26 protein-coding genes and 1 tRNA gene are annotated in these 24498 nt (G+C 68.8%); 19 read left to right on the top strand and 8 right to left on the bottom strand.

All coding sequences use genetic code 11. The features are described from left to right. The first annotated feature begins 17 nt into the window (after positions 1-17). The 11 genes from VHAB30_RS30610 to VHAB30_RS30560 all read left to right on the top strand — a co-directional run bounded on the left by VHAB30_RS30610 (position 18) and on the right by VHAB30_RS30560 (position 8775). Positions 18-707, top strand: coding sequence for a GntR family transcriptional regulator (locus VHAB30_RS30610; protein WP_099793338.1), 690 nt, complete (start codon positions 18-20; stop codon positions 705-707). Positions 708-936: 229 nt separating this feature from the next. Next, a complete protein-coding gene (locus VHAB30_RS30605; RefSeq protein WP_159279671.1) occupies positions 937-1875 on the top strand; it encodes a fumarylacetoacetate hydrolase family protein in 939 nt (312 codons plus the stop codon). Positions 1876-1943: 68 nt separating this feature from the next. Continuing rightward, positions 1944-2963 carry an ABC transporter substrate-binding protein gene (locus tag VHAB30_RS30600; protein WP_159279670.1) on the top strand — a complete coding sequence of 340 codons (1020 nt, stop codon included), beginning with the start codon at positions 1944-1946 and terminating at the stop codon, positions 2961-2963. A 17-nt stretch (positions 2964-2980) separates the two neighbouring features. Then, positions 2981-3553 (top strand): VOC family protein, encoded by a 573-nt coding sequence (locus tag VHAB30_RS30595; RefSeq protein ID WP_159279669.1) that lies wholly within the window; start codon positions 2981-2983, stop codon positions 3551-3553. Between the two features lie 58 nt (positions 3554-3611). Beyond that, positions 3612-4382, top strand: a complete 771-nt coding sequence (locus VHAB30_RS30590) for an ABC transporter permease (protein WP_159279668.1) — start codon at positions 3612-3614, stop codon at positions 4380-4382. 58 nt (positions 4383-4440) lie between these two features. Further along, positions 4441-4842 carry a VOC family protein gene (locus VHAB30_RS30585; RefSeq protein ID WP_159279667.1) on the top strand — a complete coding sequence of 134 codons (402 nt, stop codon included), beginning with the start codon at positions 4441-4443 and terminating at the stop codon, positions 4840-4842. After that, complete coding sequence (locus VHAB30_RS30580) at positions 4839-5654, top strand: ABC transporter ATP-binding protein (protein ID WP_235926969.1); 816 nt, start codon at positions 4839-4841, stop codon at positions 5652-5654. Before VHAB30_RS30585 ends, VHAB30_RS30580 begins: the two co-directional genes overlap by 4 nt. 43 nt (positions 5655-5697) lie before the next feature. Continuing rightward, on the top strand, positions 5698-6591 hold the full coding sequence (gene dapA / locus VHAB30_RS30575; protein WP_159279666.1) for a 4-hydroxy-tetrahydrodipicolinate synthase: 894 nt from the start codon (positions 5698-5700) through the stop codon (positions 6589-6591). 6 nt (positions 6592-6597) lie between these two features. After that, the gene (locus VHAB30_RS30570) at positions 6598-7440 is read left to right on the top strand and encodes an alpha/beta hydrolase (protein ID WP_159279665.1); all 843 of its coding nucleotides are present in this window, start codon (positions 6598-6600) and stop codon (positions 7438-7440) included. Further along, the gene (locus VHAB30_RS30565) at positions 7437-8027 is read left to right on the top strand and encodes a malonic semialdehyde reductase (RefSeq protein ID WP_159279664.1); all 591 of its coding nucleotides are present in this window, start codon (positions 7437-7439) and stop codon (positions 8025-8027) included. The genes VHAB30_RS30570 and VHAB30_RS30565 overlap by 4 nt, the downstream gene beginning before the upstream one ends. Before the next feature lie 10 nt (positions 8028-8037). Further along, positions 8038-8775 (top strand): sulfite exporter TauE/SafE family protein, encoded by a 738-nt coding sequence (locus tag VHAB30_RS30560; protein WP_159279663.1) that lies wholly within the window; start codon positions 8038-8040, stop codon positions 8773-8775. Positions 8776-8787: 12 nt separating this feature from the next. Here VHAB30_RS30560 and VHAB30_RS30555 read toward each other — a convergent pair whose 3' ends face one another. Continuing rightward, a complete protein-coding gene (locus VHAB30_RS30555) occupies positions 8788-9489 on the bottom strand; it encodes a YggS family pyridoxal phosphate-dependent enzyme (RefSeq protein WP_159279662.1) in 702 nt (233 codons plus the stop codon). Between the two features lie 51 nt (positions 9490-9540). Here VHAB30_RS30555 and VHAB30_RS30550 point away from each other — a divergent pair, with 51 nt between their 5' ends. The 3 genes from VHAB30_RS30550 (at position 9541) to VHAB30_RS30540 (ending at position 12726) form a co-directional block, all read left to right on the top strand. Next, positions 9541-10584, top strand: a complete 1044-nt coding sequence (locus tag VHAB30_RS30550) for a type IV pilus twitching motility protein PilT (RefSeq protein WP_062482334.1) — start codon at positions 9541-9543, stop codon at positions 10582-10584. Positions 10585-10613: 29 nt separating this feature from the next. Then, on the top strand, positions 10614-11750 hold the full coding sequence (locus VHAB30_RS30545) for a PilT/PilU family type 4a pilus ATPase (protein ID WP_159279661.1): 1137 nt from the start codon (positions 10614-10616) through the stop codon (positions 11748-11750). A 67-nt stretch (positions 11751-11817) separates the two neighbouring features. Then, on the top strand, positions 11818-12726 hold the full coding sequence (locus VHAB30_RS30540; RefSeq protein ID WP_159279660.1) for an NAD(P)-dependent oxidoreductase: 909 nt from the start codon (positions 11818-11820) through the stop codon (positions 12724-12726). Between the two features lie 30 nt (positions 12727-12756). Here VHAB30_RS30540 and VHAB30_RS30535 read toward each other — a convergent pair whose 3' ends face one another. The 3 genes from VHAB30_RS30535 to VHAB30_RS30525 all read right to left on the bottom strand — a co-directional run bounded on the left by VHAB30_RS30535 (position 12757) and on the right by VHAB30_RS30525 (position 14649). Then, on the bottom strand, positions 12757-13554 hold the full coding sequence (locus VHAB30_RS30535) for a BON domain-containing protein (protein WP_095950095.1): 798 nt from the start codon (positions 13552-13554) through the stop codon (positions 12757-12759). Then, entirely contained in the window at positions 13551-14192 is a 642-nt protein-coding gene (locus VHAB30_RS30530; RefSeq protein ID WP_062482322.1) for an SIS domain-containing protein, read from the bottom strand. The genes VHAB30_RS30535 and VHAB30_RS30530 overlap by 4 nt, the downstream gene beginning before the upstream one ends. A gap of 85 nt (positions 14193-14277) precedes the next feature. Further along, a complete protein-coding gene (locus VHAB30_RS30525; protein ID WP_062482319.1) occupies positions 14278-14649 on the bottom strand; it encodes a YraN family protein in 372 nt (123 codons plus the stop codon). Between the two features lie 47 nt (positions 14650-14696). Here VHAB30_RS30525 and rsmI point away from each other — a divergent pair, with 47 nt between their 5' ends. Further along, positions 14697-15653 carry a 16S rRNA (cytidine(1402)-2'-O)-methyltransferase gene (rsmI, locus tag VHAB30_RS30520; RefSeq protein ID WP_159279659.1) on the top strand — a complete coding sequence of 319 codons (957 nt, stop codon included), beginning with the start codon at positions 14697-14699 and terminating at the stop codon, positions 15651-15653. 3 nt (positions 15654-15656) lie between these two features. Here rsmI and VHAB30_RS30515 read toward each other — a convergent pair whose 3' ends face one another. From VHAB30_RS30515 to VHAB30_RS30500, 4 genes are all read right to left on the bottom strand, one after another. After that, on the bottom strand, positions 15657-16385 hold the full coding sequence (locus VHAB30_RS30515; RefSeq protein WP_159279658.1) for a glutathione S-transferase: 729 nt from the start codon (positions 16383-16385) through the stop codon (positions 15657-15659). An 89-nt stretch (positions 16386-16474) separates the two neighbouring features. Then, entirely contained in the window at positions 16475-16702 is a 228-nt protein-coding gene (locus VHAB30_RS30510; RefSeq protein WP_062481748.1) for a hypothetical protein, read from the bottom strand. A gap of 161 nt (positions 16703-16863) precedes the next feature. Then, positions 16864-16938: transfer RNA gene (locus tag VHAB30_RS30505), tRNA-Arg, on the bottom strand. A gap of 42 nt (positions 16939-16980) precedes the next feature. Then, positions 16981-17649 (bottom strand): TetR family transcriptional regulator, encoded by a 669-nt coding sequence (locus tag VHAB30_RS30500; RefSeq protein WP_159279657.1) that lies wholly within the window; start codon positions 17647-17649, stop codon positions 16981-16983. 179 nt (positions 17650-17828) lie between these two features. On the opposite strand from VHAB30_RS30500, the gene VHAB30_RS30495 reads away from it, so the two are divergent. The 4 genes from VHAB30_RS30495 to VHAB30_RS30480 all read left to right on the top strand — a co-directional run bounded on the left by VHAB30_RS30495 (position 17829) and on the right by VHAB30_RS30480 (position 24445). Then, the gene (locus VHAB30_RS30495; RefSeq protein ID WP_062481754.1) at positions 17829-19124 is read left to right on the top strand and encodes an efflux RND transporter periplasmic adaptor subunit; all 1296 of its coding nucleotides are present in this window, start codon (positions 17829-17831) and stop codon (positions 19122-19124) included. A 15-nt stretch (positions 19125-19139) separates the two neighbouring features. Continuing rightward, complete coding sequence (locus VHAB30_RS30490; protein ID WP_062481757.1) at positions 19140-22307, top strand: efflux RND transporter permease subunit; 3168 nt, start codon at positions 19140-19142, stop codon at positions 22305-22307. Next, positions 22300-23724 carry an efflux transporter outer membrane subunit gene (locus VHAB30_RS30485; protein WP_070063806.1) on the top strand — a complete coding sequence of 475 codons (1425 nt, stop codon included), beginning with the start codon at positions 22300-22302 and terminating at the stop codon, positions 23722-23724. Before VHAB30_RS30490 ends, VHAB30_RS30485 begins: the two co-directional genes overlap by 8 nt. Before the next feature lie 115 nt (positions 23725-23839). After that, positions 23840-24445 carry a c-type cytochrome gene (locus VHAB30_RS30480; RefSeq protein WP_062481762.1) on the top strand — a complete coding sequence of 202 codons (606 nt, stop codon included), beginning with the start codon at positions 23840-23842 and terminating at the stop codon, positions 24443-24445. The last annotated feature ends 53 nt before the right edge of the window (positions 24446-24498 follow it).

The following is a 24498-nucleotide window of genomic DNA, read 5'->3' as shown; positions in this document are numbered from 1 at the left end:
CCCCGAAGAAGCAAACCATGGAAAACGAGCCTGGAAAAACGCTGTCCCAGACCATCTCGGACCGCCTGGCCGAGGAAATCGTGCTGCGCCGTTTCCAACCGGGCGAGCGCCTGGACGAACAGACGATCGCGACACGCTTCGGCGTCTCGCGCAGCCCGGTGCGCGATGCACTGCGCCAGCTGGCCTCGACCCGGCTGATCGAGCACCTGCCGCGCCGCGGCTTCTCGGTGGCGACGATGGCGCCCGCCGACCTCGACGGCCTGTTCGAAGCCTCCGGCGAACTGGAAGCCCTGTGCGCCAAGCTGTGTGCGCTGCGCGCCGCGCCGTCGGAGCGCAAGCGCATCGAGTTCGTTCATCAGCAAGCCGGACGCGCCGCGGCAGAGGGCGACGCGAAAGCGTACGCCGCGCTGAACGAGGAATTCCACGCGCTGATCTACGCCGGCGCCCGCAACAAGACGCTGCAGGACCTCGCACTGAGCCTGCGGCAGCGCCTCGCCCCCTTCCGCTCGCAAGGCTTCTTCACGACGGAAAACCGCCTGCAGCATTCCCATGTCGAGCACGAGGCCCTCGTTGCCGCCCTGCTGGCGCACGACGGTGACGCCGCCGCCGCCGCCATGCACAGCCATGCGGCCAACTCGGCGATGAACGTGCTGCAGCACTTCGACGGCAGCGCCTCCCGCACCCCGTCTTCCAGCGCCGCCGCCTGACGCGGCTGCCGCGCCCTCTCCCTCCCTCCCGTTTCCGCTGCCCGCCCCGGCCCGCCGCTCCCGGCGCAGGCCGGCCGCGGCATGCGTCCGCACGCCCGTTTCAGGCATGCCGCGACAAACCCTTGACGTTCGTGAACACCAAAACATAAAATTGCACACAATTCGCAGACACTGAATGCAAAACACCCGTCGCGGATTCCAACCCACCTACAAAAGAGGAGTCAATCGAATGTCTTGGATCGCGCTCGCCACTTACCGCCGCGCCGGCGGGCTTGCCCCCGCCCTGGTGATCGACAGCCAGCTGTACGACCTGGAGGCGGCCCGCGCGGCCGGCCTGCCACCGCTGCCCGAAACCTGGGTCACGCAAGGCGTCGAAGCCATGCTGCGCGACTGGGCGAACGCGCAGACCTGGCTGCGCGACGCCACGCCCATCGCCGCCGCGCTGGCCGCCTCGGGCGCGATCCGGCCGGTGGCCGACGGCGCCGCGGCCGTGGCTGCGCCCTTCGTGCCCAGCCGCATCTTCTGCGCCGCCTCGAACTACGCCTCGCACGCCAACGAGATGGGCACGGTGCTGGCGGCCAAGTCGCAGAGCAAGCCGTACATGTTCCTGAAGCTCTCGAACACGGTGATCGGCAACGGCGAGACGATCCAGATGCCGCCCGAGACCAGCAAGCTCGACTGGGAGGTCGAACTCGCCGCCGTGATCGGCAAGCGCTGCCGCCGCATCTCGGTCGAAGACGCGCTGGACGCCGTGGCCTGCTACACGATCGTCAACGACATCTCCGCGCGCGACCTCAACATCCGCGGCGACTACCCGTTCAAGCACGACTGGTTCCAGGGCAAGTGCCACGACACCTTCGCGCCCATCGGCCCGTGGCTGGTGCCCGCCTGGCAGATCCCCGACCCGCAGGCCGTGCAGATGCGCCTGGACGTGAACGACGAGCCCATGCAGCAGGACAGCACGGCCAACATGATCTGGACGGTGCGCGAGCAGATCGCCTACCTGTCGACCATCGTCACGCTCGAACCCGGCGACGTGATCGCCACCGGCACGCCCACCGGCGTGGGCATGGGTCGGGGTATCTACCTGAACGCAGGCGACCGGCTGGTGGCGAGCATCGAAGGCATCGGACGGCTGTCCAACCAGGTGCAGGCAGAGCGCCTCTGAGCGTCCGCACGGCGGGGCCACGGCCCCGTTCTTTCGAATCACGAACAACAAGGTATGGAGACAAAGACATGCAACCCACCCGCAGAGGATTGGCCGCACTCGCGCGCGCGCTGACCGGCATCGCCTGTTGCAGCGCGCTGCTGCTGCCCGCGGCGCCCGCGCTCGCCCAGCAGAAGGTCACCTACAACATGGCCTGGCTGCCGCAGGGCAGCTCGGTGGGCGTGATCGTCGCGCAGGCGCAGGGCTTCTTCCGCGAGCTGGGCCTGGACACCGCCATCGTGCGCGGCTACGGCGGCAACCGCACCGCCAACGAGCTGGACCAGGGCCAGTTCGAGTTCGGCTACGTCGACCCGATCAGCCTCGTGCTCAACCGCGCCAACGGCGGCAAGATCCGCATGATCGGCGCCATCAACACGCGCTGGCCCGCGGGCATCTGCTTCGACACCAAGCGCCACCAGCCGAAGACGCCGGCCGACATGAAAGGCCTGCGCCTGGGCGGCGGCTCGGCCTCGCCGGTGCACAACGTCGTGCCCGCCTGGCTGGAGCTGAACCGCCAGCCCAAGGACAGCATCCGCCTCCTGCGCATGGACCCCGCCGTGGTCGACGCCTCGCTGATCGAAGGCAAGGTCGACCTGGCCGAATGCTGGCGTGGGAGCAACCGCGCCGTCACGCAGAAGCAGGCCCAGGCCGCGGGCGTGACGCTCGGCTGGATCGAGTACAGCGACTTCGGCCTGGACGCCTACGGCAGCGGCTTCGCGGCCAGCGAAGACCTGATCAGGAAGCGCCCCGAGGTGGTGAAGAAGTTCCTGCGCGCCTCGTACCGCGGCTACGAGTTCGCCATGGCCAACCCCGAGCAGGCGGCCGACCTCATGGTGAAGATGTTTCCCACCACCGACCGCGCCGTGGCGCTGGCGCAGATCAAGGACGTGAACGACCTGCTGGTCGACCCGGCGGCCAAGGCCAAGGGGCTGGGCCATCTGCGCGATGACCGCATGCGCGCCACCGTGCAGTTCGTCGACAAGGCCTTCGGCCTCGGCGGCAAGGTGAAGCCGCAGGACGCGTACAGCAACGACCTGCTCGCACCATGAGCGCGGGAGCAACACCGATGGTTCAACGCCCCCGTCCCCAGCGCCTCGGGCACGTCGTGCTCAACGTGCGCGACCTCAAGGCCTCCGTGCGCTTCTACACCGAGATCGTCGGCCTCGAGGTGTCCGACCACATCGAGGACCAGATGGCTTTCCTGCGCTGCGGGAACGACCACCACGACCTGGCGCTGGCGCAGATTGCGCCCGGCGACCCGCAGCATGCTGCCACCTACGTGCCGGGACGGCCCGGGCTGGAGCACTTCGCCTACCAGCTCGGCTCGCTGGCCGAGATCGAGGACGCCGCGCGCTACCTGCAGGCGCAGGGCATCGACATCGTGCGCGGCATCGGCAAGCACGGGCCCGGCGAGAACCTGTTCCTCGTGTTCAAGGACCCCGACGGCAACTACTGCGAGTTCTACGCGGAGATGGTGCAGATCACGCCCGCGCAGCCCTACACGCCCCGCGTCTGGAAGAACGACCTCGCGGCCTTCGACCAGTGGCATTTCGACCGGTTCGTGGTGCCGCCGCCCGAGTGGGGGCCGCGCAGGGCACAGGACACCAAAGGCGAAGACAGCGACGACCCGAAGCGCTGAACGCCCACCACGCGACAAGACAAGACACGACACAAAAAAAGATCCGGAGACAAGACACATGCACCCCGCCCCTTCCTCGCGCGCCGAATCGTGGCGCCGCTTCACCGACCCCGCCCTGCTGTTCCTCGCACTGGGCCTGCTGTGGGAAAAATCGGTCGACGTGTTCGGCATCAAGCGCTACCTGCTGCCGCCGCTGTCGCAGGTGCTCGACAGCCTGTGGACGAACCGCATGGCGCTGCTCGTGCAGTCGTGGGTCACGACGCAGGAGGTGCTGGCCGGCTTCGCGCTGGCGGCCATCGGCGGCGTGCTGCTCGGGCTCGCGATCCACGCCGTCCCGGTGGTGCGGCGGTCGCTGTACCCGCTCATCGTGGTGTTCCAGGGCCTGCCCAAGATCGCACTGGCGCCGCTCATGGTGATCTGGTTCGGCTACGGCGACACCTCCAAGGTGCTGATGGCTTTTCTCTTCGCCTTCTTCCCGGTGGTGATCGCCACCATGGGCGGACTGGCGGGAACGCCGGCGCACCTGGTCGAACACTTCCGCGCCATCCGCGCCTCGTCGTGGACCACGTTCCGCCGCCTCTACGTGCCCTCGGCCTTGCCGTCGATCATGGACGGCCTGCGCTCGGCGATGCCGCTGGCCGTGATCGGCGCGATCGTGGGCGAGTTCGTCGGCTCCGAGCGCGGGCTCGGCCACCTCATCCTCGAGGCCAATGCCAACGCGCGCACCGACTACCTGTTCGCCGCGCTGGTGGTGATCTCGGTGGTCGCCGGCCTGCTGTACCTGCTGGTCGAGCTGGCCGCCAAGCGCATCTGGTGGCGCGGGCTCTGAGCCTTCACCCCTCTTTCTCTTTCGTCCTTTCAAAGATTTCAACTCAGGAGACATCCCCATGGCCAAACTGCGTCACATCGCCCTTGCCGTTCCCGATCCCCAGAAGGCGGCCAAGTTCTACAGCGAGGTCTTCGACCTCACCATCGTCGAGCCCACGCACTCGCCCATCGCCGACGGCGTGTACCTCACGGACGGCACCATCTGCCTGGCGCTGCTGAACTACAAGACCGACGAGGCGGCAGGCATTGAAAAGGGCAAGGACTGGATCGGCACGCATCACTTCGGCTTCTGGGTCGACGACCTGGACGCGCAGCGCAAGGCCATCGAGGACAACGGCGGCACCTTCTTCATGGACCTGCCGCACGACAAGAAGAGCCTGTACTACGAGATGAAATTCCGCGACCTCGACGGCGTGGTCTTCGACATCTCCGAAGGCGGCTGGGTGGGGGCCCGCAAGTGAAGCCTGGGACTGTGGCCACCGGCGAGGCGACGGTGCGCGCCCCCGGAGCCATCGACACAGCGATCGGCGTCAGCCGCGTCGCCAAGACCTTCGACGCGCGCCACAGCGTGCGCGCGCTGGAGCAGGTCGACTTCACGGTGCAGCGCGGCGAGTTCGTCTCGATCCTCGGACCGAGCGGCTGCGGCAAGAGCACCCTGCTGCGCATCGTGGCCGGGCTGATCCAGCCCGACGCGGGCGGCGAGGTGCGCGTGCTCGACCACCTGCAGACGCGGATGTCCGACGACGTGGGCGTGGTGTTCCAGACCCACAACATGCTGCCGTGGGAAACCGTGGAAGCCAACATCCGCCTCGCGGCCGAGGTGCGCAAGCTGCCGAAGAAGGACATCGACGAACGCGTGGAAGCGCTGCTGCCGATCCTCAAGCTGGAGAAGTTCCGCCGCAACTACCCGCACGAGCTCTCGGGCGGCATGCGCCAGCGCGCGGCGCTCGGGCAGATCCTCGTGATGCGGCCCCAGGTGCTGCTGCTGGACGAGCCCTTCGGCGCGCTCGACGCGCTCACGCGCGACCAGCTCAACGTCGAGCTGTTGCGCCTGTGGCAGGAGATGCGCCAGACGGTGATCCTCATCACCCACAGCATCTCGGAAGCCGTCTTTCTTTCGGACCGCGTGCTCGTGATGTCCGAGCGGCCGGGGCGCATCGTCGAGGACATCCGCATCGACCTGCCGCGCCCGCGCGACCCGCGCACCACCAAGGAAGCGGCCGCCTTCGGCCACTACGTGGTGCAGCTGGGCCACCTGATGGGCGTCGACTGACGCCGCCCGTCGCCCCCTCTTCGTTCTTCTTCCGGAGCTCTCTTTGAACCTCTCGAAATTCCACGGCGTGGTGCCCGCCATGGCCACGCCTTTCACCGCCGACCACCGGCTCGACGAAGCCCGCGTCGGCGAGCTGATCGACAGCTACATCCACGCCGGCGTGCACGGCATTTCCGTCGCCGGCAGCCAGGGCGAGTTCTTCGCCCTGGAGCGCGACGAGCACATCCGCCTGCTGGAGCTGTCGATGCGCGCCATCGACGGCCGCGTACCGTTGTATGCCGGCACCGGCGGCGCCACCACGCGCGACGCCATCGCGCTCACGCAGGCCGCCGAAGCCCTGGGCGCCGATCTGGCGCTGGTGATCACGCCGTACTTCGTGCAGCCCACGCAGGACGAGCTGGTGGCCCACTACACCGCCGTGGCGCGCGCGACGAAGCTGCCGGTGATGCTCTACAACAACCCGCCGCGCACCGCCGTCAATGTGCTGCCCGCCACGCTCGCGCGCTGCATGCAGGCGGCCGACAACATCGTGGGCATGAAGGACTCGGGCGGCGACCTCACGCAGTCCATCGAGTACCTGCTGACCGCGCCGCGCCCCGCGCTGCTGTTCTCGGGCCGCGACACCATAGCGCTGTCGATGATGTTCCACGGCGCGCAAGGCACCATCTCGCCCGCCGCCAACGTGTTCCCCGAGCTCATGGTGCGCATGTACGACGCGCTGCGCGCCGGCCGCCACGACGAGGCGCTGCGCGTGTCGAACATCTTCGCGCCGCTGCGCGCGGCTTGGGCCTGGGGCTCGTTCCCGGTCGTCATCAAGGAAGCGATGACGCTCGCGGGCCGCAGCGCCGGGCCGACGCGCCCACCGGTCGCGGCGCTGCCGGAGAAGGTGCGCGCCGACCTGCGGGCCGTGGTCGAGCGCATCGGCGCCAGCGCGTAACCCGCCATGCCGCCGAACCCCACGGCCGGCGACGGCGAGCGCCGCTACAACGCGCGCCTGGCCGTCCCGCACTACCAGGACATCTTCGACGGCTGGGCACGCGCGTCCGCCGCGGTGCGCGAGCGCGCCCGCGCGCGGCTCGACATCGCCTGCGGGCCGCACGCGGCCGAGCGCCTCGACCTGTTCCTGCCCGAGGGCCGCCCGCGCGGCACGCTGATGTACATCCATGGCGGCTACTGGCGCTCGCTCGACAAGAGCGACGCCTCGCTGGTTGCACCGCCCTTCACCGCCGCGGGCTACGCGGTGGCGGTGGTCAACTACGCGCTGTGCCCCGCAGTGAGCGTGGAGACCATCGTCGCGCAGATGCGCAGCGCGGCAGCCTGGCTCGCCGCGCACCACGCGCAGTGGGACGCACCGCCCGGACGCCTGTTCGCCTGCGGCCATTCGGCCGGCGGGCACCTGGCAGCGATGCTGCTGGCCACCGAACCCGAAGTGAAAGCCGCCGTCTGCATCAGCGCGTTGTACGACCTGCGCCCGCTGCTCGACGTGCCGTCGGTGATGGAGGCCACGCGCTTCACGCCGCACAGCGCAGCAGTCCTGAGCCCAGCCCTGTTGCGACCGGTCTCTGCCGCACCCCTGCTCACCGCGCTGGGCAGCGAGGAGAACGCCGGCTTTCACGAACAATGCGGGATCATCCAGCGCCAGTGGCACGACGTGCACGCTGGCCACATCGACTGCCCCGGCCACGATCACTTCTCGATCCTCGACGCATTGACGCAGGCCGACGGCGCCATCGCCATCGCGGCGCTTCGCCTGATGCGGTCCTTCGACGACACACCTTCCCCATGATTCCAGACAGCGCCCTCGACACCCTTTTCCGCCAGGCCCGCTCCCACAACGGCTGGCTGCCCCGACCGGTCAGCGAAGCGCAACTGCGCCAGATCCACGAGCTCGTGAAATGGGGGCCGACCTCGGCCAACTGCTCGCCGATGCGCGTGGTCTTCGTGCGCACCGACGAAGGCCGCGAACGCCTGCGGCCCCTGCTCTCGCCCGGCAACGTCAACAAGACGATGACGGCGCCCGTCACCGCGATCCTCGGTTTCGACACGGCCTTCTACCGCGAGCTGCCACGGCTCTTTCCGCACCGGCCGTCGATGCAGGACGACTTCACGGGGCCCGACAAGGAGGCGCACGCGATGCGCACGGCCTTCCGCAACGCGAGCCTGCAGGCGGCCTACTTCATGCTCGCAGCCCGCGCCATCGGGCTGGACTGCGGGCCGATGTCGGGCTTCGACGCGGACGGCATGGACGCCGCCTTCTGGCACGGCACCTCGGTGCGCACCAACTTCCTGTGCAACCTCGGCCACGGCGACCCCGCCAAGCTGTTCGAGCGCCATCCGAGACTCGCGTTCGAAGAAGCCTGCCGCTTCGCCTGAGGGTCGCGCAATGCTTGTCGATGCGACGTTGATCGCCGCAGCCTTCGTGGCGGGCGCCCTGAACGCAGTGGCCGGGGGCGGCAGCTTCCTGACGCTGCCGGCACTGGTGTTCGCCGGCGTGCCAGCCGTCAGCGCCAACGCCACGGGCACGCTCGCGCTTCTGCCCGGCTACCTGTCGGCGGCCTGGGGCTTGCGCGGCGACACCCAACCGCCGCCCGGGCTGTCCATGCGGACGCTCGTGGTGCTTTCGCTGATCGGCGGCAGTACCGGCGCGCTGCTGCTCCTGCTGACGCCCGATGCCACCTTCCGCCGCGTCGTGCCCTGGCTGCTGCTGCTCGCCACCTTGCTGTTCGTGCTGGCACCGCGCCTCACGGCGTCTCGACAGTCGGGCGCGCACCGGCCGGCGGTCGCGATGGTCTCGGTGCTCGCCGTCACGGTCTACGGCGGCTACTTCAACGGCGGGCTGGGCATCCTGCTGCTGGCACTGTTCGGCTTGCTCGGCCAGACCCGCCTGCTGGCGGCCAACGGGCTCAAGAACCAGGTGTCGGCGCTGCTCACGCTGATCGCGGTCGCCCTCTATGCCTGGGGCGGCCTGATCGCCTGGCGCGAGGCCGCGATCATGGCGGGCGCCGCGCTGCTCGGCGGCTACCTCGGCGCCCGGGGCGCGCGGCGCCTGCCGCCGGCCTGGCTGCGCGCGGGCATCGTTGCCACGGGGCTGACGATGAGCTTGCTGTTCTTCCTGCGCTAGGGGCCTATGACTTCAGGCGGGCTTGCGCGCCCGCCCGCCGAAGATCGCCGTACCGACCCGCACCATCGTGCTGCCGGCGCTGACCGCCGCTTCGAGGTCGCCACTCATGCCCAACGACAGCGTGTCCAGCGCGATGCCCGCCGCGCGGATCGATTCGAACAGCGCGTGCGCGCGCAGGCACAGTTCGCGCTGCGCCGCGAAATCCGCCGCCGGTTCGGGGATCGCCATGAGCCCGCGCAGCGTCAGCTGTGGCAAGACCGCCACAGCGCGCGCGAGCACCAAGGCCTCTTCCGGCGGCACGCCAGACTTGTTTGCACCGCCGTCCACGTTGACCTGCAGGCACACCTGCAGCGGCGGCAGATGGGCCGGCCGCTGGGCCGACAGGCGCTCGGCGATCTTCAGGCGGTCGATGCTGTGGACCCAGTCGAACTGCTCGGCCACGGGCCGCGTCTTGTTGCTCTGCAGAGGGCCGATGCAGTGCCATTCGAGCCCCGCGCGCAGATCGGCCAGCGCGGCGATCTTGTCCAGGCCCTCCTGCACGTAGTTCTCGCCGAAGGCCGCCTGGCCGGCCGCGTGCGCCTCGCGCACGGCCTCCGGCCCGAAGGTCTTGGACACCGCCAGCAGGCGCACCGCCGACGGGTCGCGCCCGGCGTCTGCACAGGCCTGGTCGATCCGGGCCCTTACTTGCTGGAGGTCGTCGCCAATCATCGTCATAATCTTCCGAATTCGTATCAAAACGTCACTAAAGCCTGCCCGAGGAGCCCCGTGGACATCACCCAACTGCTGGCGTTCAGCGTCAAGAACAAAGCCTCCGACCTGCACCTGTCGGCCGGCCTGCCGCCGATGATCCGCGTGAACGGCGACGTGCGCCGCATCAACGTCGATGCGCTGGACCACAAGGCCGTGCATGCCATGGTGTACGACATCATGAGCGACACGCACCGCAAGCACTACGAAGAGTTCCTGGAGGTCGACTTCTCGTTCGAGATCGACGGCCTCGCGCGCTTTCGCGTGAACGCCTTCAACCAGGCGCGCGGCGCGGCCGCGGTGTTCCGGACCATTCCCTCGAAGATCCTCACGCTCGAGCAGCTCAACGCCCCGAAGATTTTCGGCGAACTCGCGCTCAAGCCGCGCGGCCTCGTGCTGGTGACCGGCCCCACGGGCTCGGGCAAGTCGACCACGCTGGCCGCGATGGTGAACTACCTCAACGAGAACGAGTACGGCCACATCCTCACGGTGGAAGACCCGATCGAGTTCGTGCACGAATCCAAGAAGTGCCTGATCAACCAGCGCGAAGTGGGGCCCATGACGCTGTCGTTCGCGAACGCGCTGCGCTCCGCCCTGCGCGAAGACCCGGACGCGATTCTGGTGGGCGAGTTGCGCGACCTCGAAACGATCCGCCTCGCGATGACCGCGGCCGAAACGGGCCACCTGGTGTTCGGCACGCTGCACACCTCGTCGGCCGCCAAGACCATCGACCGGATCATCGACGTGTTCCCGGGCGAAGAGAAAGAAATGATCCGCGCGATGCTGTCGGAGTCTTTGCAGGCCGTGATCTCGCAGACGCTGTGCAAGACCAAGGACGGCCAGGGCCGCGTGGCGGCGCACGAGATCATGCTGGGCACGCCGGCCATCCGCAACCTGATCCGCGAGGCCAAGGTCGCGCAGATGTACTCCACCATCCAGACCGGCCAGGGCTCGGGCATGCAGACGCTCGACCAGAACCTGACAGAGCTGGTGCGCCGCAATACGATCTCTGCCGCCGAAGCGCGCGGCAAGGCCAAGATCCCAGAAAACTTCCCCGGCTGATTCGAACAGCCACCCGGAGCACAGACATCATGGAACGCGATCAAGCCAGCCAGTTCATCAACGACCTGCTCAAGCTCATGGTGAGCCGCAACGGCAGCGACCTGTTCATCACCGCCGACTTCCCGCCGGCCATCAAGGTCGACGGCAAGGTCACCAAGGTGTCGCAGCAGGCACTGGGTGCGCAGCACACGCTGGCGCTCACGCGCTCGATCATGAACGACCGCCAGACGGCCGAGTTCGAGCGCACCAAGGAGTGCAACTTCGCGATCTCGCCGACGGGCATCGGGCGCTTTCGCGTCAACGCGTTCGTGCAGCAGGGCAAGGTCGGCATGGTGCTGCGGACCATTCCCGCCAAGGTGCCGACCATCGACGGCCTGGGCATGCCGCAGGTGCTGAAAGACGTGGCGATGACCAAGCGCGGCCTGACCATCCTGGTGGGCGCCACGGGCTCGGGCAAGTCGACCACGCTGGCCGCGATGATCGACTGGCGCAACGAGAACTCCTACGGCCACATCGTCACGGTGGAAGACCCGGTCGAGTTCGTGCACCCGCACAAGAACTGCGTGGTGACGCAGCGCGAAGTGGGCATCGACACCGACAGCTGGGAGGCGGCGCTGAAGAACACGCTGCGCCAGGCGCCCGACGTGATCCTGATGGGTGAAATCCGCGACCGCGAAACCATGGAGCACGCCGTGGCCTTCGCCGAAACCGGCCACCTGTGCATGGCCACGCTGCACGCCAACAGCGCCAACCAGGCGCTGGACCGCATCATCAACTTCTTCCCCGAAGAGCGCCGCGCGCAGCTCCTGATGGACCTGTCGCTGAACCTGCGCTCGCTGGTCTCGCAGCGCCTGGTGCCCACCGAAGACGGCCAGGGCCGCGTGGCGGCGGTCGAGGTGCTGCTGAACACGCCGCTGATCTCCGACCTCATCTTCAAGGGCGAAGTGGGCGAGATCAAGGAAATCATGAAGAAGAGCCGCAACCTGGGCATGCAGACCTTCGACCAGGCCCTCTTCGACCTGTTCGAAAGCCATTCGATCACCTTCGAGGACGCCATCCGCAACGCCGACTCGGCCAACGATCTGCGTCTGCAGATCAAGCTCAACAGCCAGCGCGCGCGCAGCACCGACCTCGCAGCGGGCACGGAGCACTTCGCGATCGTCTGAGCGGGCTGCGGGGTGGTTCCGGGGGCTCGTCGCGAGTCCTGGGCCAATGGCTTTAAGCTCTCGCCCCATGAGCAGCATCAACACCCGCACCTACGAATCCATCCCCGCCCAGACGGTGGCCTTTCTCGGCCTCGGCGTCATGGGCGGGCCGATGGCCGGCCACCTGGCCAAGGCCGGCCACAGGGTCACGGTCTACAACCGCACAGCCGTCAAGGCAGAGGCCTGGGCCGCCGAATTCGGCCCGCCGGGCCGCCATGCCGCCACCCCACGCGAAGCGGCGGCGGGTGCCGACATCGTTTTCTGCTGCGTCGGCAACGACGAGGACCTGCGCTCGGTGGTGCTGGGCGACGACGGCGCCTTTGCCGGCATGAAGAAGGGCGCGGTGCTCGTCGACCACACGACCGCCTCTGCCGACGTGGCGCGCGAGCTGTCCAAGGCGGCCCAGGCGCTGGGCCTGCACTTCATCGATGCGCCGGTGTCCGGCGGCCAGGCCGGCGCGCAGAACGGCGCACTCACCGTGATGTGCGGCGGCGACGCAACTGTCTTCGAACGCATCAAGCCGGTGGCCGCGGCGTTCTCACGCGCGGTCACGCTGCTGGGCGAAAGCGGTGCCGGCCAGCTCGCAAAGATGGTCAACCAGATCGCCATCGCAGGCCTGGTGCAAGGCCTTTCGGAGGCCATCGCCTTCGGCCAGCGCGCGGGCCTGGACATGGAAGCCGTGCTCGGCGTCATCGGCAAGGGCGCGGCCCAGAGCTGGCAGATGGACAACCGCGGCAAGACCATGATCGAGGGCAAGTTCGACTACGGCTTCGCCGTCGACTGGATGCGCAAGGACCTGGGCCTGGTGCTTGACGAGGCCAAGCGCAACGGGGCGCGGGTGCCGGTGACGGCGCTGGTCGACCAGTTCTATGCCGACGTGCAGCAGGCCGGCGGCAGGCGATGGGACACCTCGAGCCTGATCATCAGGCTCAAATGAAAAAAGCCCGCGGAAGCGGGCTTTTTGGTTTCAGCGGACCGGCGAGGTCGTTGCACCGCCGGCCGGCGCGGGCAGCGGCTCCATCGGCGGCAGCGGCACGCGCGAACCCGAGGAGGAAGCACCCGGCGTCGATGGCGTCGCATTGCTCACCGGTGCGGGGCCCGTGCCGCCGCGCTGCGCGGCCGACTGGTTGGCCGCCTGGCTCGCGGCCAGGTCGGCTTCGCTCACCACCTCGACCACGCGCACGACCTTCGCCACGCCCGTCACGCCGCGCGTGATCTCGGTGGCGCGGTCGGTCTCGCGACGCGTGGCGATGCCCATCAGGTAGACCGTGCTGCGCTCGGTCACGACCTTGAAGGAGTTGGCGAAGATGTCCTTGGCGTCGAGCAGCGAGGCCTTCACCTTGCCGGTGATGTACAGGTCGTTCGAGCGGTCCTGGAAGGTGCTCGGGGCGCCGATGGTGAGTTCGTTCACCACCGAGCGCACGTTGACCACGCGGCTCACCTCGTCCTCGACGCGGCGGCGGTCGGCGTCGTTGCCGACGGCGCCGGTCAGCAGCACCTGGCGGTTGAAGCTGGTGACGCTCACGTACATGTTGTCGTTGGCGATGTCGCGCACGCGGGCCGCGGCGCGCAGCTCGATGCCCTGGTCGTCGAGCTGGGCGCCCGAGCTGCGGCGGTCGGTCGCCACCATGCCCACGCCCACCACCGCGGCGCCGCCCACGACGAGCGGCACGCAGGCGGACAGTCCGGCCACCAGGGCCGCGCCCAGGGTGAGCGCCAGGGCGAAACGTTGGGTCGAGGCCTTGGTCAGGGTCGTCATGGTCATGAGGAAACTTCCTGTTCTCCGAGTAACTGGGCATCCACGCCGTCGCACAGGCAATGCAGCGCGAGCAGGTGGATTTCGTGAATGCGCGCCGCACGCTCGTGCGGCACGCTGATCTGTACATCGGTTTCGCGCAGCGCGCGGCCGATGGCGCCGCCGGTGCCGCCGACGCCGGGCGCCGCGGTGGCCAGCCCCGTGGCGGCGTTGCCGAGCAGCGCCACCACCGTCATGTCGCGCTCATGCGCGGAAAGCACGGCAGCCAGCACCGCGGATGACTGCCCGCTGGCGCTGAGCACCAGCAGCACGTCGCCGGCCTGGCCGAGCGCGCGCACCTGGCGCGCGAAGCGGTCGGCATCGGCGGCCTGCGGGCTGTCGGCCGCCGGGTCGGTGGTGTCGCCGGGCAGCGCGATCGCGCCCAGCTCGGGCCGCTCGCGTTCGAAGCGGCCCACGAAGTTCGACGCGAACTGCGCGGCCAGCAGGCCCGACACGCCGGCCCCGCAGGCCAGCACCTTGCCGCCGCTGGTCACGCAGGCCAGCAGGGCCTGCATCGCTTGAGAGATGGGTTTGCTGAGGACCGGGCCGGTCTGGTATTTGAGGTCGGCACTGTCGATGAAGTGCTGCTGAATCCGTTGCTCGAGCATGGGGCGCGATGATAACTGGGGGTCGTGAAACAAGACGTTTGAGTGGTGGAGCCTTCAGCAAGGCTTCAGTTCCCTGGCGGGTGCGTCAGCCGGCGTCGAAGGCGGCTTTCAGCCAGGTGATTTTCTCCTCGATCAGCACCACATCGAAACGGCACGGCGGCAGCGACCGCAACCGGCCCAGATAATGCCGCGCGGCCAGCACGATGCGCTGCTGCTTGCCCGCCGTGATGCTGCCGCCCGCGCCGCCATGCGAGCCCGCGCTGCGCTGTCGCACCTCGACGAACACCAGCGTGCCGTCGCGCGGATCGCGCATGATCAGGTCGACCTCGCCGCCGCCGCGCCCCGGCGTCCGATAATTGCGCGCGACCGGCACGAGGCCGGCCTGGCGCAGGTGGTCGAGCGCGGCGTCTTCCGCCGCATCGCCGCGATGCTTCGTCGTCGTGGTGCTTGTCGTCATGGCTCCCTGCCCTGTTTTTTGTTTTCGCTGCCCTACGGAGAAACCCCTTGGCTTCACTCGCCCCTGCTTCCTTCGGCGCGGCCCTGCCGGCCGCGCTCGACGCCGCGGGCGCGCAGCATTATCCGCAGGGCACGCTGTATGTCGTCGCCACGCCGATCGGCAACCTGGCCGACATCACGCTGCGCGCGCTGCATGTGCTGCAACTGGTGGACGTGATCGCCTGCGAGGACACGCGCCACACACAGACGCTGCTGCGCGCCTACGGCATCGACCGCCCCGGCGCACGGCTGCTCGCGGTGCACCAGCACAACGAGGCCGAGGCCGCACAGGCCGTGGTCGCGCGGCTCGCGCAGGGCGAGCGCATCGCCTACGTGAGCGACGCCGGCACGCCCGGCGTGAGCGACCCCGGCGCGCGCCTGGCCGCCGCCGTGCGCGCCGCCGGCCAGCGCGTGCTGCCGCTGCCGGGCGCCAGCAGCGTCGTCACGCTCGTGAGCGCGGCGGGGCTGGTGGCCGACGGCGGCGAGAGCAATGCGCACAACAGCAGCGCCTTCGTGTTCGCGGGCTTCCTGCCGAGCAAGGCCGGCGAGCGCGACACCGCCGTCCAGGCCCTCGCGCAGGAGCCGCGCGCCGTGGTGCTGCTGGAAGCGCCGCACCGCATCGAAACCCTGGCCCGCGCACTCGCCGTGCTGGGCGAGCGCCGCATCACCGTGGGCCGCGAGCTCACCAAGCAGTTCGAAGAGATCGCCACCGTGGCCGCCAGCGCGCTGCCCGACTGGTTCGGCGCCGACCGCGACCGCACGCGCGGCGAGTTCGCATTGGTGCTGCACCCCGTGGCGGTGAGCGGCGACGGCGGCGCGGAAGGCGAGCGCGTGCTGCGCCTGCTGCTGGCGGAACTGCCGGTGAAGACCGCCGTGAAGCTGGCCGCCGAGATCAGCGGCGCGCCGCGCAACACGCTGTACGAGCTGGCGCTGCGCATCCGCAACGAAGCCGGCGACGACGAATAGCCCTCAGCCATCCAGCTCGGCATAGCGCCGAAAGATCCCATCCTCGTTGAACGCGATGCGGCGCGGACTGCGCAGGTAGTCGTGCACGCGCTGGCGTCGCCGGATGTTCGCGTGCAACTTCACGACCGCGGGCGTGGCGGCGAGCGCTCGCGCAGCGGCCTTGGGAAAGGCGTACTGCAGGCCCTCCACCAGCTGGAACAGCGACAGGTCGGCATAGGTCAGCACGTCGCCGACCAGGTGCAGGTCGCCCGAAGGGTTGCGCTGCAGCACCTGCTCGAACCAGTTCAGGAATTTCGGAATGCGCGCCTCGCGAAAGGCACGCGCACGCTGCAGGGCTGCGTCGCGCTGGTCTTCGTAGTAGTCGCCGGTCGAGATCGGGTGATGGGTGTCGTGCGCCTCGGCCACCGCGTCGGCGATGGTGAGCTGCAGCTGGTGGGTCCACAGCCCGTCGGATTCGCCGATGCCGGCCAGCCCGAGCTTGGGGCCGAGGTACAGCAGGATCGCGGCGGTCTGGCCGACCACGATGTCCCCGTCGACGAGGAACGGCGGTGCGAACGCGGCGCGCGGGTTGTCGGGATCGCCGAGCCGTCGGCCCAACGCGGACTCACCACCGCCTTGCGAGGCGGGCAGCCGCGCGACATCGACGTAGTCGGCGCCCGCGGCCTCGAGTGCGAGCCGCACGAATTCGCCGCGGCCCTGGATCGTGGGCCAGTAATGCAGTTGGTATGCCATGCGGCCATGGTGGCAGGGCCGGCGGGGCGCTGCAACCGGCGGCCGGCGGCGAGAAAGCTCAGATCAGGCGGCGAAGGCGCGCGGCCGGCTCACCAGAACTTCCACCACGGGCGCGGCGGCTGGCGCAGGGCCAAGGGGCGGGTGTCCAGGTCGGCGCTCTGGCTCGGCGGAATCGAATCGCCGAAGCGGCGGCGCATCTCGGCCTCCAGGGCATGTGCGATGCCGCGGGCCTGTTTCTCGCCGCGCAGCGCGCGCCGACGCCATTCGGCGGCGTGTGCTGCGAGGCTGGTTTCGTCCAGTTCGGAGAGCTCCATCATGCGGGGAATTTTTACATGCGTGCGTCCGGGTGACGGGGTGCAACGGCGTGTCACGGCCCGGTCGCGCGGATCTCCGGATCGGCCTTGTCTTGCAAGGCCGCGCCGGGTCGGGGAAGAAGTGAAAAAACCGGAAGCCCTTGCGGAATTTCCGGTCTTGAAGGTGGTCCCGCCGCCAGGAATCGAACCTGGATCTCAGCCTTCGGAGGGCCGAATTCTATCCGTTGAAATACAGCGAGAGAGGTGCTCCGCAAAGCACCGGAGCCACACATTATGGCCTATCAGGCCGCGGCGGTTTCCGCGTCGTGCGCCGTCGGGACGCCACCGGCCGGCGTGCGCGGGAAACCGAGCCCGGCCAGGTAGACGCGGAAGGTGCGCCGACCGGTCGACACGAGGTCGAAGGCCGCGGGATCGAGCAGCCAGTTCTGGATCAGCCCGCCCATCAGGGCGTGCATGCCCTGCGCCGCGACCGCGCCCGGCAACGGCAGCCGGATGCGGGCGCGCCGCGCGGCCAGCCGCAGGGCCTTTTCGAAATCGACCACGCAGGCGTTGCGCGCGTCCAGGTGGCGCTGCTGCACCGAAGCCATGTCGTGCGTGTACTCGACCTTGTGGGTCGCGATGTCGAACACGCGCCGCACCTGCGGGTCGGCGACCATGAGCGTCAGCGCGTGGATCAGGCCTTCCTCGATCTCGACCAGCGGGTCATCGCCGGGGATGTCGCTCTTGGGCGGCGTCTCCAGCGGCAGGATCACGCGCTCCATCATGGCGTTGAACAGATCGGCCTTGTCCTTGAAGTGCCAGTAGATGGCGCCCCGGGTCGCGCCGGCCTGCTGCGCGATCTGCTGCAGCGTGGTCTGCGAAACACCTTGCGCCTGAAACAGCAACTCCGCGGCATCGAGCAATCGATTCCGCGTCGCCAGTGCTTCTTCCTTCGTACGACGTGCCACCAAGTCTCCTGATTTGTAAAGCGAACGCCCTTTGCGTATCGTGGGGCCATTGCATGGCTGTCACTATACATCCATGAATGTATGTAAACTAGCGCGCTTCTCGGATGGCCCACCTGCCCGTGCTGGTTTACGGATCTCTCCCGCAAACGCGCCATCTCCCGTCTTCGCATCAAAGGAATCACATGCCTCTTCTGCATGTCTCGCGTCAACCGTCCTTGTCGTTTTCGCCGCGTCTCGCGACCGTGGCCCTCGTCTCCCTCCTGTTCCTGGCCGCCTGCGGCAAGGGCGAGGCCCCGGCCGGTCCGGGCGGCGGTGGCGGTGGCGCCCGTCCGGCGCCTGAAGTCGGCGTGGTGACGGTCAAGCCCACCGACGTGGGCCTCGTGACCGAGCTGCCCGGCCGCCTGGAAGCCTCGCGCATCGCCCAGGTGCGCGCCCGCACGCCGGGCATCCTGCTCAAGCGCGAGTTCCGCGAAGGCAGCGACGTGAAGGCCGGCCAGCTGCTGTTCCGCATCGACCCCGCACCGCTGGTGGCCGCCACGCAGAACGCCCAGGCCGCACTGGCGCGCGCCGAAGCCAACGCCGTGCAGGCCAAGGCGCTGGCCGACCGCTACAAGCCGCTGGTCGAAGCCAACGCCGTGAGCAAGCAGGAATACGCGACGGCCGTGGCCTCCGCCAAGACGGCCGACGCCGACGTGGCCGCCAACCGCGCGCTGCTGCAGACCGCCAAGATCAACCAGGGCTACGCCGATGTCACCTCGCCCATCGCGGGCCGCATCGGCCGCGCGCTGGTCACCGAAGGCGCACTGGTCGGCCAGGGCGACGCCACCGAGCTGGCCGTGGTGCAGCAGATCAACCCGCTGTACGTGAACTTCACGCAGTCGGCCTCCGACGTGCTCAAGCTGCGCCGCGCCGTGGCCGCCGGCCAGTACAAGCGTGCCAGCGGCGAAGAAGCCGCGAGCATCCGCGTGGTGCTCGAAGACGGCACCGACTACGGGCAGGACGGCAAGCTGCTGTTCTCCGACCTCACGGTCGACCCGACCACGGGCCAGGTCACGCTGCGCGCCGAGATCCCGAACCCCAAGGGCGAGCTGCTGCCCGGCCTGTACGTGCGCGTGAAGCTCGAGCAGGCCCAGGTGACGAACGCGATCACGGTGCCGCAACAGGCCGTCACGCGCACCCAGCAGGGCGACCACGTGACGGTGGTCAGCGCCGACGGCAAGCTGAGCCAGCGCACCGTGAAGATCAGCGCCGCCAAGGACAACCAGTGGGTGGTGCTCGACGGCCTGAAGGCCGGCGAACAGGTGATGGTCGACGGCTTCCAACGCCTGCAGATGATGCCGCCCGGCACGCCCGTGAAGGCGGTGCCGTGGCAGAAGCCGACGCCGAACGGCGCGGCTGCACCCGCGGCACCGGCAGCGTCTGCTGCCGCAGCGGCACCCGCCGCCAGCCCGGCTTCGGCCCCGGCTGACAAGAAGTAATCAGGAGCGCCTCGCATGGCCAAATTCTTTATCGACCGACCTATCTTCGCGTGGGTGATCGCACTGTTCATCATCGTGGTGGGCGGCGTCGCCATCACGCAGTTGCCGATCTCGCAGTACCCGCCGGTGGCCCCGCCGGCCATCGTGATCAACGTCGCGTACCCCGGTGCCTCCGCGCAGACCCTCGAGGACAGCGTGCTGTCCGTGATCGAGCGCGAGATGAACGGCTCGCCCGGCCTGATCTACATGGAATCGGTGGCCCAGGCCGACGGCACCGGCGCCATCACCATCAGCTTCGAGGCCGGCACCAACGAAGACCTTGCGCAGGTGGACGTGCAGAACCGGCTCTCGCGCGCCACGCCGCGGCTGCCCTCGGCCGTGACGCAGCAGGGCGTGCGCGTGGACAAGTCGCGCAACAACTTCCTGCTGTTCGCGATGCTGTCCTCGGACAACCCCGACTTCGACCCGGTGGCGCTCGGTGACTACGCCGCGCGCAACATCGTGCCGGAACTGCAGCGGATCGACGGCGTGGGCCAGGCCCAGCTGTTCGGCTCCGAGAACGCGATGCGCATCTGGATCGACCCGGCGAAGCTGCAAGGCTTCAACCTGTCGGCCAACGACGTCAATGCCGCGATCCGCGCGCAGAACGCCCAGGTGGCGTCGGGCACGCTCGGCGACCTGCCGAACATCCCCGGCCAGGCGATCTCCGCCACGGTCACGGTGAACGGCCAGCTCAACAGCGTCGAGCAGTTCCAGAACATCGTGCTGCGCGCCAACACCGACGGCTCGACCGTGCGCCTGAAGGACGTGGCGCGCGTCGAACTCGGTGGCCAGAACTACGCCACCTCCGCGCGCCTGAACGGCGTGCCCGCGGTCGGTATCGGCGTGCAGCCCACGCCCACCGGCAACGCGCTGAAGTCGGCCAAGGCCGTGCGCGCCAAGATGGCCGAGCTGGAGCGCTACTTCCCCAAGGGCGTGAAGTGGGACATTCCTTATGACAGCTCGCGCTTCGTGCAGATCTCGATCTCCGAAGTGGTGAAGACGCTGTTCGAGGCCATCGCGCTGGTGTTCCTGGTGATGTTCCTGTTCCTGCAGAACTGGCGCTACACGATCATCCCGACGATCGTGGTGCCCATTGCACTGCTGGGCACCTTCGCCACGCTGCTCGCATTGGGCTTCTCGATCAACGTGCTCACCATGTTCGGCATGGTGCTGGTGATCGGTATCGTGGTGGACGACGCCATCGTGGTGGTGGAGAACGTCGAGCGCATCATGAGCGAAGAGGGGCTGTCGCCGCTCGACGCCACGCGCAAGGCGATGCAGCAGATCTCGGGCGCCATCATCGGCGTGACCGTGGTGCTGATCTCGGTGTTCGTGCCGCTGGCCTTCTTCGCGGGTTCGACCGGCAACATCTACCGCCAGTTCTCGGCGGTGATGGTGGCCTCGATCGGCTTCTCGGCCTTCATGGCGCTGTCGCTCACGCCGGCGCTGTGCGCCACGCTGCTCAAGCCGGTGGAAGCCGGCCACCACCATGAGAAGCGCGGCTTCTTCGGCTGGTTCAACCGCGGCTTCTCGCGCACGGCCAAGGGTTACGAAGGCGTGGTCGCGCGCATCCTGCGCCGCGCCGCACGCTACCTCGTGATCTACGCCGCGATCATCGGCGCCGTCGCGTACTTTTATACGCACCTGCCGAGCTCGTTCCTGCCCGAGGAAGACCAGGGCAACATCATCGTGAACGTGCAGCTGCCCCCGGGCGCGACGCAGGAGCGTTCGCTGTCGGTGATGCAACAGGTCGAAGGCTTCATCCTGAAGCAGCCTGAAGTGCAGAGCATCGTGAGCGTGATGGGCTTCAGCTTCTCCGGCCAGGGCCAGAACGCGGGCCTTGCCTTCGTGACGCTGAAGGACTGGGAAGAACGCAAGGACCCGGCCAACTCGGCCAGCGCGCTGGCCGGCCGTGCCTTCGGTGCGCTGTCGGGCATCCGCGACGCCTTCATCTACCCGCTGAGCCCGCCGCCGATTCCCGAGCTGGGCAACGCCAGCGGCTTCAGCTTCCGCTTGCAAGACCGCGCGGGCGCGGGCCACGAGGCACTGATCAACGCGCGCAACCAGCTGCTGGGCATGGCCTCGCAGAGCAAGATCCTCGCGCAGGTGCGCCCTGACGGCCTGGAAGACGCGCCGCAGCTGGAGATCGACATCGACCGCGACAAGGCCAACGCCCTGGGCGTGAGCTTCGACGCGATCAACAGTGCGCTGTCGACCTCTCTGGGTTCGAGCTACATCAACGACTTCCCGAACCGCGGCCGCCTGCAGCGCGTGGTGGTGCAGGCCGATGCGCCGGCACGGATGCAGCCGGACGACCTGCTGCGCCTGAACGCCGTCAACACCAAGGGCCAACCGGTGCCGCTGTCGGCTTTCGCGACCACCAAGTGGGTCTCGGGCGCCACGCAGACCGTGCGCTACAACGGCTACCCTGCCATCCGCATCAGCGGTGACGCGGCGCCGGGCCAGAGCACGGGCGCGGCCATGGCCGAGATGGAAAAGCTCGCCGGCCAGCTGCCGCAAGGCTTCGGCTTCGAGTGGACCGGCCAGTCGCGTGAAGAAAAGCTCGCCGGCTCGCAGGCCATGATCCTGTACGGCTTCGCGATCCTGGCGGTGTTCCTGTGCCTGGCCGCGCTGTACGAGAGCTGGTCGATCCCGCTGTCGGTGATCCTGGTGGTGCCGCTGGGCGTGCTGGGTGTGCTGGTGGCGACGATGCTGCGCGCCTATTCCAACGACGTGTACTTCCAGGTGGGCCTGATCACGATCATCGGCTTGTCCGCGAAGAACGCGATCCTGATCATCGAGTTCGCGAAAGACCTGCAGGCGCAGGGCCGCGGCGTGGTCGAGGCCGCGCTCGAGGCCGCGCACCTGCGGTTCCGCCCCATCATCATGACCTCGCTGGCCTTCGGCCTGGGCGTGCTGCCGCTGGTCCTGGCTTCGGGCGCAGGCTCGGCGAGCCAGCGTGCCATCGGCACCGGCGTGCTCGGCGGCATGGTGACCGGCACGGTCCTGGCCGTGATCTTCGTGCCGGTGTTCTTCGTGGTGGTGCGCACGCTGTTCAAGGGCAGCGCGCGCCAGCACGAGGCCGACAAGCGGCATGCGGCAGCTGCCGGCATCACGGGAGATACCACACACCATGACTAAGAAACCTCTGATCCCCACCGTGCTGGCCGCCGCGATGCTGCTGGCAGGCTGCTCGCTGATTCCGACCTACGAGCGCCCCGCGGCGCCGGTGCCGACGACCTACCCGGGCGACCCGGCGCAGCCGTCGGGCCCCGCCGCGGCCGCCCTGCCCTGGCAGGACTTCTTCACCGACCCGCGCCTGGCGGGCCTGATCCAGACGGCGCTGGCGAACAACCGCGACCTGCGCGTGTCGGTGCTCAACATCGAGCAGGCGCGTGCGCAGTTCCAGATCGAACGCTCGGCGCTGTTCCCGGCGCTCGGCCTCACGGGCACGGGCTCGCGCTCGAGCCCCAACGCCTACCAGGCGATCGATCCCAGCCAGGGCAGCGTGGCCTCGCAGTACGCCGTCAACTTCGGCTTCACCGCGTGGGAGCTCGACTTCTTCGGCCGCATCCGCGCGCTGAAGGACCAGGCGCTGTCGCAGTACCTGGCCACCGAAGAGTCGCGCAAGGCCGCGCAGATCAGCCTGATCGCGGCCGTGGCCAGCGGCTGGCTCACGCTGCTGGCCGACGACGAGCTGCTCGAGATCACGCGCCAGACCATGGTCACGCGCGACGAATCGGTGCGCCTGACCAAGCTGCGCTTCGACAACGGCGTGTCGTCCGAGATCGACTTCCAGGCCGCGAACTCGCAGGCCGAGACCGCGCGCGCCGCCTATGCGCAGCAGCAGCGTGCCCGCCTGCAGGACGAGAACGCGCTCGCCCTGCTGCTGGGCGCGCCGGTGCCGGCCGAGGCCACCGCCGGTGGCACCAAGGGACTCGCGGGCATCCGCCCGATGCCCGACGTGCCGGCCGGCCTGCCCTCTGACCTGCTGACCGAGCGGCCTGACATCCGCGCGGCCGAGCAGCAGCTGATCGCGGCCAACGCCAACATCGGTGCGGCGCGCGCGAACTTCTTCCCGCGCGTGTCGCTCACGAGCTCGATCGGCACCGCGAGCAGCGAGTTCTCGAACCTGTTCGACCGCGGCACCAAGGCCTGGAGCTTCGCGCCCACGGTCACGCTGCCGATCTTCGATGCGGGCCGCAACATCGCGGGGCTCAACTCGGCCAAGGCCGGGCGCGAGATCGCGGTGGCGCAGTACGAGAAGTCGGTGCAGACGGCGTTCCGCGAAGTGGCCGACGCGCTCGCGGGCCGCGCCACGCTGGGCGAGCAGGCGCGCGCGCAGACCGCGCAGGCCGACGCCGAGGCGGTGCGCTACAAGCTGTCCGACCTGCGCTATCGCAACGGCATCGCCAGCGCGCTCGACCTGCTCGACGCACAGCGTTCGCTGTTCACGGCGCAGCAATCGGCGGTGGCCACGCGCCTGCTGCAGCTGCAGAACCAGGTCACGCTGTACAAGACGCTGGGTGGCGGCTGGGCCACACGCAACAACGGTTGAGACACCTGCGCGTCCGATATGGAGAGGTCAATTGCCCGCGCGGGCAAAGGGCCTCTCTATAATCGCCGGTTGGTTAGAAAAAGCCCCCGACGAGCCCCCCGTTATTGAGGACGCCATGAGCGCAGACCCGCACAACCAGGCCACAGAAGAAGCCCATACCGGCCCGATCAAGAACCCGAAGCAACTGCTGCTCGCGGTATTTTTCTCTTTCATCATTCCGATCCTGATCATCGTGGGCCTCGTGTCCTATGTGGTCTCGGGCACCAAGCCCGCCGGTACCGCGGAGGGCGACAACATGGCGCTCTACGGCGTGACCAAGGAATCGCGCGACCGTGAAGTGGCCGAGCGCCTCAAGAAGGTCGGCTCCATCGAGATCCGTGACGCCAACCGGCCGCTGGCCGCTGGCGACGCCGTGTTCAAGGCCCAGTGCGTGGCCTGCCACGGCGCACCCGGCATCCCCGGCGCCCCGCACCTGAACGACGCCGCAGCCTGGGGCCCGCGCATCGGCCAAGGCTACGCGACGCTGCTCGAGCACGCGCTCAAGGGCAAGGGCGCCATGCCCGCCCAGGGCGGTGGCGACTTCGAAGACATCGAAATCGGCCGTGCCGTGGTGTACCTGGCCAACGCCGGCGGCGCCAAGTTCCCGGTGCCGGACCGTCCGGCAGCGGCCGCCGCGCCGGCCGAAGGTGCATCGGCTGCGGCCAGCGCGCCTGCCAAGTAAGCGATCGACGGCGCCTCGCGCCCATGAAAAAACCGGCTCTCAGGCCGGTTTTT

This window comes from Variovorax boronicumulans, assembly GCF_009811375.1.
In the GTDB taxonomy this organism is placed as follows: domain Bacteria; phylum Pseudomonadota; class Gammaproteobacteria; order Burkholderiales; family Burkholderiaceae_C; genus Variovorax; species Variovorax boronicumulans.
The sequence above is the reverse complement of the archived record's forward strand: the minus strand, read 5'-3'. Positions and strand labels throughout refer to the sequence as shown.